This is a genomic window from Microbulbifer agarilyticus S89 (assembly GCF_000220505.1).
Lineage (GTDB): Bacteria > Pseudomonadota > Gammaproteobacteria > Pseudomonadales > Cellvibrionaceae > Microbulbifer > Microbulbifer agarilyticus_B.
Genome location: NZ_AFPJ01000015.1, coordinates 36,641 through 45,937, shown reverse-complemented (window position 1 = coordinate 45,937; position 9,297 = coordinate 36,641). Strand labels below are relative to the sequence as shown.

The 9,297-nt window shown below is 53.7% G+C and carries 5 protein-coding genes; 1 reads left to right on the top strand and 4 read right to left on the bottom strand.

Annotated features, from left to right (window positions below; genetic code table 11):
• The 4 genes from AS89_RS0104975 to AS89_RS0104960 form a co-directional block, all read right to left on the bottom strand.
• Positions 1–648, bottom strand: a 648-nt coding sequence (locus tag AS89_RS0104975; RefSeq protein WP_010131297.1) for an MFS transporter, incomplete at its 3' end; no start/stop codon positions are given.
• 14 nt (positions 649–662) lie between these two features.
• Positions 663–1,004 carry a cupin domain-containing protein gene (locus AS89_RS0104970; protein ID WP_010131295.1) on the bottom strand — a complete coding sequence of 114 codons (342 nt, stop codon included), beginning with the start codon at positions 1,002–1,004 and terminating at the stop codon, positions 663–665.
• 20 nt (positions 1,005–1,024) lie between these two features.
• The gene (locus AS89_RS0104965; RefSeq protein WP_010131294.1) at positions 1,025–3,268 is read right to left on the bottom strand and encodes an alginate lyase family protein; all 2,244 of its coding nucleotides are present in this window, start codon (positions 3,266–3,268) and stop codon (positions 1,025–1,027) included.
• 21 nt (positions 3,269–3,289) lie between these two features.
• Complete coding sequence (locus AS89_RS0104960) at positions 3,290–5,533, bottom strand: polysaccharide lyase 6 family protein (RefSeq protein WP_010131293.1); 2,244 nt, start codon at positions 5,531–5,533, stop codon at positions 3,290–3,292.
• A gap of 462 nt (positions 5,534–5,995) precedes the next feature.
• Between AS89_RS0104960 and AS89_RS0104955 the strand changes: the two genes are divergently transcribed.
• Positions 5,996–9,091 carry a TonB-dependent receptor gene (locus AS89_RS0104955; RefSeq protein WP_029249798.1) on the top strand — a complete coding sequence of 1,032 codons (3,096 nt, stop codon included), beginning with the start codon at positions 5,996–5,998 and terminating at the stop codon, positions 9,089–9,091.
• The last annotated feature ends 206 nt before the right edge of the window (positions 9,092–9,297 follow it).

Here is a 9,297-nt window from a genome sequence, read left to right as displayed (position 1 = left end):
CGGTACATACTCGTCTTCGTTTTTCTCGGGTGCAATCTGGCCGGAAAGGATTAGCTGGCGCTCTTCCTCTGTAATCCAGGGGTGCGCGTCCGGGCCGCTCTTGTAAATAATCATCCAGGGCACCAGCCAGATGAAGCCGAGCAGCGCGACCACTACAAACGTTGCCTGCCAGCCAAGGAATGCATACAGGAAGGCAACCAGCGGCGGCGCAATGATGCTACCGGCCGATGCGCCTGCGCCGAAAATACCCTGCGCAAGTGCACGCTCCTTGGCCGGGAACCATTCGGCATTGGCCTTGGTTGCGCCAGGCCAGTTGCCCGCCTCACCGAAACCGAGCAGCGTACGGAAAATGCTGAAGGACGCCACGGACGTAGCCAGTGCATGCATGGCAATCGCCACCGACCAGACGATGATGGAAAGCATAAAACCGAGACGTGTGCCGATCGCATCAAAGACGCGACCAAACACCGCCTGACCAATTGCATAGGCAATTAGGAACACGCTCATGATGTTCGCGTAGTCGTGGCTGTCCATGCCGAGGTCATCGGCAATGCCGGGCCACATAACGGAAAGCGCGGTGCGGTCGATGTAGTTAATGATGGTGGCGAGTGCCACCAGGGACACAATGGCCCAGCGTAAGTTCTTCATTATTATTATCCTGATTAGTTATTCAGAAAATCTTCCCGGTAGGGGCTGAAGGTGTCGAGCAATACACCGGCTTTTTTACACACAGCTCCGTGCTCCAGGTGCGGTGCGATGTAAAAACTATCTCCTGCCGTCAGCAGCTTTTTCTGGCCATCGACCTGGACCTCAAACTCACCACTTTCCACATAGCTAACCTGTGTATGTGGGTGTTTGTGTACATAGCCGATGCTTCCCTCCTCAAACCAAACGCGAACAATCATCAGGTTGTCATCGTGGCCGAGGATCTGCCGCTTGATACCACCACCGAGATCTTCGACCTCGACATCCTGGGCTTGGACAAATGCGTCAGTTGCGGGCATAACGTTCTCCGCTAAATCCGTTAGTTAGTGATTTGGAAAAATTTGGCACGGCCGCTAAATGCGTAGCGATTGCCGCGAAATTCAAATTGGCTGTTGCTCTCACTGGTGGTAGAGGCACTACGGTTAAACGCCAGTAGTTGGGTGCTGCCGTTCTTTCTGTCGATGGCCACCAGTTCAACTTCGCCAACCTGCTTATGCGTCAGTCCCTGGATGCCACTCTCTGCATCGAGGGTAAATTCTTTGGCTGGGTTGTATTCACCGTGCGGCTCCAGCACGCTCACGAAGGTGTGTGCCTGCGAGTCTTCACGGCGAGCGATAAACGACTTTTCCGCACGCAAATTGAAGTCGGGATCATTGGCACCGAGTTCGGTGAATAACAACTGGGTATCTCCGTCTACCAAACTCGACTGGGTGTAGAAGCGACCGTTGTTATTCAGCCAGGTTACCTGGGCCAGGCCAGCGCTGGGCTTGGCAGTGGCTTTCAACCACAGGTGTTGATATCCGTTGTTCTTGCCCAGTGCGGAAATACCATCGGCGAAGCCGCGTAGCGCGAAGTTGGTGTCCACCAGCTGGCCACTGTAGTGCACAGGTAAATCAATCTGATGGGACTTCTCGGATGTTACCTCAAACAGGTCAATCGCATAGCTGGATTGATCATCTGGATTGTTTACCAGTGCCAGGGTGCGGGTGAGCGTCACACCGGGATACGCTGAGTCAATCTCTGCTGCGCTGATTTTTACCTGGTCATCAGCGTGGAAGAAATTCAGAGTCGGGTGATGCTGATTGGCAAACGGCAGGTTGTTGTCGAAGTGGGACGTTTCGTCCAGCACAACGGTATTGTGCGCAACGGTTTGTTTTGCCCAGGTCTCATTTTCCGGCAGATAGCGGCCGCCATTTTTGGCTTCAACATTCAGGAAGCGCGCGGCGCCGTAATCGGTGACAATTTCCGCGCCGCGGTCATAAAACTGCCAGCTCAATTTGTCGAAGTGACCATGACCCAGGCCCTGCGCGGCAGGTTTGAATACCAGTGCCTGATCACCATTGGCCTGCTGGCGCATCACCACCAGCGCGCCCTCATCGCCATCTTTGCCGTCACGGAATGCGGTAGATTTGAACTGATAGGGCTGTTGTTTGCCCGCGTCGAGCGCCTGTGCGACTTTCAGGCCATCGCCGGAAAGCAAAATCTGGTTTTGCTGCGCAGCAATATCGAGCAATTGCGGATTCGCAGATTCCCCGTGGGCGATGGTCACACCGAGGACCAATTCGGAGGTATCGATTCTTTTGCTTTTGATCGCATCGTTCAGCGGGAAGAACAGGCCGTTGTAGCTCAGCTGGATCGTAGTATCGATGGCCTTCATCACGATGCCGTCGCGGTATTCGAAAATACCGCGCTCCGGCTCGTTGTTTTCAATCGCCTTGGCGAAGGTTACAAATGGCATCAGCGCGTAGCGCTGGTAGTAGGGGCCTTCGTTGTAGTAGCCATCGGGGGAGAACAGGATATTCAGCTGGCGCAGAAAGCCGCCCTTGCCAGACTTATCCAGGTCCAGCAGCGCCTGTTCCACCCACTCGGGCTCATCCAGCACGTAGCCGGCCATTCCCACGCCGGCAGTTAACCAGGTGCCGTGGTTGTGCACCTTATTGAAGGTTGCCGGGGAACCTACGGACAAAAATTTAACCACCGGGCGCAGCGCACCCTGTTCGATCTTTTCCGCCTCACTTCGATTAAGCGCCGGCCGGATCAGGTCATAGGCCTGGATGGTGTAGACCAGCCAGACTGCTTCGTTCAGGCTCTGCCAGAAAAGCTTGCCGGGGTTATCGGCACCGGGGCGGCGTTTCGGATGCAGCGGCAGTGTCGGGTACAAATCTGCATAGGCCAGCAGCATATCGCGTACGCGTTCCGCATACTTTGGATCCTGGGTGATCTGGAAGAGCACACCGGCGTTGTACATCAGCTGGTAGTTTTTCTTGTGTTGCTCGTGGGTATAGCCACCACCAGCGTCTGCGGGCACTGGTACAACAAAGGGTTGTTGCAGGGCCTTATCCACAGAGGATTGGGTCGACAAAAATGCGTTGCGGAAGCGCCCGGGAACTTTAACTGCACCCTGCATGGCATCGACATCCGCCGCATCGATCACCAGGTTCGGGTGGGAAGCGGCATTGGCAGATAGCGGATATACGCCAAGCGTGGCCGTAGCGACACCACCCGCCAGTGCGATGCGGGCGGCGAAGGTCTTTGGCTTGTTGAAAACGGATTGAGCAAACATGTTAATACTTCTTGGCTCTTATCAGTTTCTAGCTTCGTTATTTGCAAGAATTGCAGTGTGCGGGCCTTCCGCGACCAGTTCCTTCACCTCTGGCAGTGGTGCCTTGAAAAACTGGTTATTGGCGATGCGGGTCACCGGTTCACCTACCGTGTGCTCGACAACAATGCCGGCACTATTTTCGATAAGGTTGTCACGCACATCGGCAACCTGCACACCATGCAGTTTGAGTAGTGCCTTCGCGTTATTACGCTTGCCTTGTGAAGACTCGGCGACCACGTTGTTACTGAAATCGAGATGCGGACCAAAGGTACTTTCGTCGGTACCACCGCGGTACAAGTCGACTAGAGCACCCTGTACCTGAATAAACGTGTTACCAGTGACGGTCACATATTCGGCGTTGTAGACTCCCAGGTCGTCCTTCTCTTTATTTAGCTTGAGCAGATCACCGGTAATATTTTCGAAGTGATTGTTCACCAGGATGATGGTGTCCGCGAAAGCGCGATGGCCAGAATCGAAAAAGTGATACGAGTGGTTGATATCCAGGTTTTCCACGCGGCTATTGGTCATGGAGAAGCGATAGTTCTTCAACATCCCCCAGGGCGCGGTGCGGATCAGAATATTACCGGCATTGTCCGGGCTGTTTGCGCCAGAGATTACCAGGCCATCCAGCGACAGGCTGCCGCCGTTTTGGATTTCAAACATTACCGGGCGTTCGCCGGTGATTGTCACCTTGCCTTGTCGTTTGGCCTTGATGGTCAGCGTCTTGTTCACGGACAGGCGCTTGCGCGCATTGTAGCTACCGCTTTCCAGCACCAGCGTATCGCCATCTTCGGCGTGCTCGATGGCATTGAACAATGCATCTTCGCCGGGGCTGACACGCGTGGTTTTACCACTATCGAACGGCGTAACCGGCTCTGATTTCGGGTACCAGGATACGCCGGTCATTTCCTTGGTGGTGACCGCCAGATCACGGCTTGCGCCTTTGTCGGCTGCCGCCGCATTTTTCGGGTAGAGGAGTCCGTTGGCTGCACGGTCCAGCTTGCCCACACCGCTTTCGATACCCTGGTGAATCTTCTGGTCAACAAATCCATTGGATACATTGTTGGCAAAGGTAATACCGGAAATATCATCAAATACGGAGAAGGGTGATTTTCCATTCTCACTGTAGAAAATATTCTCAGAAATTATGGAGTCTTGCGGTGTCGCGCTGCGTTCCTGGTCGGCGCCTGCGGCCAGATGGATGTGGTTTACATTGATAAAGCTGTTGTTTTCAATGTTCGCGTTGACCACACGGTGGTAACGGTTGATGGGAGAGTTGGGAACACCGTTCATTACGGTGAACCCGCTCCCAAATCGATAGCCTGTGAGACCCTCGAGATAATTGTTGCGCACTTGCTGGTCTGCATTGATTACGCGGATACCGCCGGTGTGATCTACGCCATTGCCGAGAAACACGTTGCCCTCGATCAGGTTGCCGTTGCCGTGACGCATGGTCAGGGTGCCACGTGATTCGAAAAAGGTGTTGTTGCGTAGAATATTTTTGCCGGATTTGACGGAGATGATCTCCACCTCGCCGTCGCAGCGGTCGAAGTAATTGTTTTCCACCACCGTGAAAGAATCGGTCAGAGAATAGTGGCTGGTGCCAATACGCAGGGTCTCGCCGCCGTTGGAGCCCAGGGCCGGGCGCGGACCGAAATAATTGTGGTCGATACGATGGTGGTTTTCCTGGCTCGCTTCGGTATTCAGGCGTACCGCCATGGTCACACCCTTGTTGCGCTTACCGGCAAGATGGTTGTGATCAAAGCGATTGTTCTTGCCGTAAATGCTAACCCAGTAATCCGACTCCATACGCTCAGGCTTGCTGAAGTCTTCGATCACGATTTCGGTCACCCGGGAATTATTCGCCAGGTGTTCCTTGTTGCGGCGGAACGCTACCACTTCACTACTTGGGGTGTAGCCGTCCTTAAACACCAATCCCGATACCACCAGATGCTCACCGGCGAGGCGCAGGTTCGACTGGCCACTTATAAAGACCTTGCCCTTTTCCTGAGCGGTTAGGGTGATCGGATTCCCTTCTTCGCCATTTCCGGTAAACAGAATTTCAAAGTCACGCCAAACACCATTCGCCAGTACTACGGTATCGCCGGCTTCAAGGTTTTCAGCCACTTTGGCGTAAGCCGTCTGGTCGTGTACCAGGTATTCCGCGGCGGATGCCTGAACACAAAACAGGGATGCCTGCGCGCCAGTCAGCAGTGCAGCGGCCAACAGTGGTTTTATTCCTGAAGCTCTCATGATCACCTGTTTTGTTTTTCTGGGTTTGGTTGCCCGCAATTTCCATTTCCAGTCGCACCAATAAGAGGCATTCGCTGGAGTCGCGGAGTTATTATGGGGCCAGACTAAATTGGTAAAAAATAATTGTCAACCAATCGGGTTAACCAGTTAGCGTCGAAATTTTGTGCCGTTTTGGTGCGCCACGCAGAATATTTCGAAAAAATGCACAAAAAGTGTTCAGGGGTCAGTCCAAAATGTGAAGTTTTTCTGAAAATTGGTTGACTGGGGTGTAGGTGGGTGAGAATTTGTGCATGCCAGATCGCGGGCAGCCCACCCAAAAGAGGTTGTCACTGGTCGATAGGCTGATAAAAAAAACCGCGAGATGAGCGATGAGGAGGCGCCATAACAGGGCGCCCTTGTTACTATCAACGAACGCAGACATCCTTGGGGGTAATCATGCGTGATAATAATAAAGACGCGAGAGATGTAATGGCTAACGAGAAAAATTTTAAGAAGTCGCTTCTTGTAAGCGCTATTGCCGCAGTTACTTATGTCGGTTATGCCGGTGCAGTTTACGCCCAGGAAGCAGCATCTTCTGAGCAGGCGCTGGAAGAAGTCGTGGTTACCGGTTCCCGTGCCACTATCCAGTCGACCATCGACATTAAGCGCAACTCCGTAACGATCGTAGACGGTCTGTCCGCCACCGAAATCGGTGAGCTGCCGGCACTGTCGATCGGTGAAGCGCTGGAATCTGTTACCGGTGCCTCGTCCCACCGCGAAAACGGTGGCGCAACGGAAATCTCCATTCGTGGTATGGGCCCTTACCTGAGTGCTACTACCTTTAATGGCCGTGAAGCGACCAACGGTAGTGGCGACCGCTCAGTAAACTTCTCCCAGTTTCCTTCTGAGCTGATGCAAAAAGTTGCTATTCGCAAGACCCAGGATGCCAGCCTGATTGAGGGTGGCGTCGCGGGCCTGATCGAACTGGAAACCCTTAAGCCGCTCGATTACGGTAAGCAGCGTATCCAGATTGATGCCAAGGCAAATATCAACCCGAATCAAGCGAACATTGACGACCCGATGGCCGGCGATACCGGATTCCGCGGTACCGCGAGCTATGTTGACCAGTTTGAATTCGACAACGGCATGGCACTCGGTGTTTCCGTGGGCCTGCAACAGAGCGATATTTCCCAGCCGGAATCTGAAATGCGCTCTTCCAGCCCCACCGGTTCCTCCCGTTGGGCGTGTATCAATGATCCAGGCGTAACCTACGAAGGTTACTACCGTGATTCCGGCGGTGATTGTGAAGACCAGGTGGCTGATGCACCGTTCGATCACGATGGTGACGGCAAGTTCAAAGAAAGCAATATGGGCTACCGCACCGAGGTAGACCCCGCGACCGGTAAAGCGTACAGCGATGGTTTGGACTACGCATTCGCTACCAGCTCCAACGGTTACCGCCAGAACGACACTCGTGATGAGCGTGATTCCGTGTTTATAGCGCTGCAGTTCCAGCCCAACGATAAAACCGATATCAACTTCGATCTGCAGCAGTCCGAACGTGTGCAGTCCGAGCAGCGCCACGACCTGAATTTCGCCAACATGAAGCGTGTAACTCCAGGCGTTACCGCTGAATCCCTGGTGGTTACCGACACCGGTACCGTGCTGAACTGGGAAGGTGAAACTGCGATTGAATCAAACAGCGAAACCTATGAGCGTGCGGAAGATTACTTGGGTTACGGTCTGAATGTTTCCTATGCGTTTACCGATAATCTCACCATGTCTGCGGATTACTCCTTCTCCGAAACCACGCGTACCGAAAACCAGATCCTGCTGCGTACCCAGTCCGACAGCCGCGACGTGTTCGGTGAGTCCACCGATGGCGGCTACCGCCCAATGGTGCAGTGGGACATGGACTCCGAGATCCGTCAGTACACCATTACTGACTTCGATGTAACCGACCACACGCTGTTCTCTGACGAGTATCGTATCCGTGTAGATAACGATGTAGATCGTCGTAACACTAATGAAGCCTTCCGTGCTGATTTCGATCTGCGCCTGGATGGTGAACTTGTTACTGCGGTACGCGGTGGCCTGCGCTTCTCCGAGCTGGAGTACGTCGATCTGGGTAATGCTCGTGATACCTACGAGATTGATCGCGGAGACGATGAAAGTGAAGCGGCACTGCTGGCAATTAACGAAGCCTGTGCGATAGCTTTCCCGGAAAGTGATTTCATGAATGCCGAAAGTACCGGCAGCCTCATCACGATGCTGGACGGCAATGGCAACCAGACCGGAATGACCAACTCTTGGGCCACTTTCGATACCCAGTGTGTTGCCGATATGGTGCTATCGCACCTGGGTGAAGAGTTCGCCTATCCGGAGCTTGAAGAGAAAAGTGACGGGGTTACCGACGTCACCGAGACCACCACTGCCGCATACGTGATGGCAGACTTCAGCAGCTCGCTGGCGGGAACCCCGATCAACGGTAACTTCGGTGTGCGTGTCGTGCAGACAGAAGTGGATTCCCTTTCTTACCGCAATGAATACAGTATCGTTACTAATGAAGATGGTAACTACAACATCATCCCAACAGGTGAGCTTGAGCGTGTAAGCAGTGGTGGTGACTACACCGAAGTTTTGCCCAGTTTTAACCTGGTAGCCGACGTGGCCGAGGATGTGCTGGTGCGCGGTGCTGTTTACCGCGGCCTGTCTCGCCCAGACCCTTCCGATTTGGGTTACAAGCGCGCACTCAGCACTATTGGCCAAGAAGACGAAGCAAGCACTACTGCTGATCTGCTGCGCGGCATTGTTGGTGACGGTAACCCGGAAATGAAACCGCTGACGTCCTGGAATTTCGATACCGCGATCGAGTGGTACCCGAATGAAGACACCATGCTCGCGTTTGGTGTGTATCACAAGCGCTTCCAGGGTGGTTTTGAGACCGTAAACGTTACAGAAAACATGGTGGTCGACGGAGTCGAAATCCCAGTTGCATTTGACCTGACTCGCACCAACGAAGACACCAGCTCCCTGACCGGTTTTGAGGTTACTGGTACACACCGCTTCTCTTACCTGCCGGGCTACCTGAGCGGCCTGGGTATGAAGGCGAGCTACAACTATGCTGACTCCAACTTTGAGTTCGAAGACAGCAACTACGGCGATTCCGTGGTGTTGGATGAGAGTGGCAATGTGGTATCCCAAAATATCGGTATTATCGCTCCGGGCAACATCCCCGGTTTCTCTGAAAACGTCTTCTCCGGCCAGCTGTACTATCAGATCGGCGATTTCGACACCAGCCTGATCTACAAGTACCGCAGCGAGTACTTCCAGCCTTACACCAGTAACGGCACGCGTCTGCGCTTCGTTGGTGATGTTGGTGTATGGGAAGCGAAGGCGTCTTACCAGGTAACCGATAATGTGAAGCTGAGCCTCGAAGCCATCAACCTGTTTGATGAGCCGAAGAAGCAGTACTTCTACACCCGCGATAACCTGGGTGAGATGAATAGCTACGGCCCGCGTGTATTCCTTGGTCTGAAAGCCAAGTTCTAAGCGCGATCCAAGGCATATAGCCTGCAGTCCAGCACCCCGAAAGGTGGGCTGCAGGCTTCGGTTTGATTGGTTGTCTCTTCTCCATCCGAACAGGTGCCGCCTGTCGGACATGATTCGCCCGCCTTGTGCGGGCTTTTTTGTGTCTGACGCTGGGATAGCGCTTGGTCGGCTGCAACAAAAAAGGCCATACCGTTTCCGGTATGGCC

Excerpts from the sequence above, each read along its gene's own strand:
- AS89_RS0104970 (WP_010131295.1), bottom strand. The coding sequence starts at position 1,004 with ATGCCCGCAACTGACGCATTTGTCCAAGCCCAGGATGTCGAGGTCGAA.
- AS89_RS0104965 (WP_010131294.1), bottom strand. The coding sequence starts at position 3,268 with ATGTTTGCTCAATCCGTTTTCAACAAGCCAAAGACCTTCGCCGCCCGC.
- AS89_RS0104955 (WP_029249798.1), top strand. The coding sequence starts at position 5,996 with ATGCGTGATAATAATAAAGACGCGAGAGATGTAATGGCTAACGAGAAA.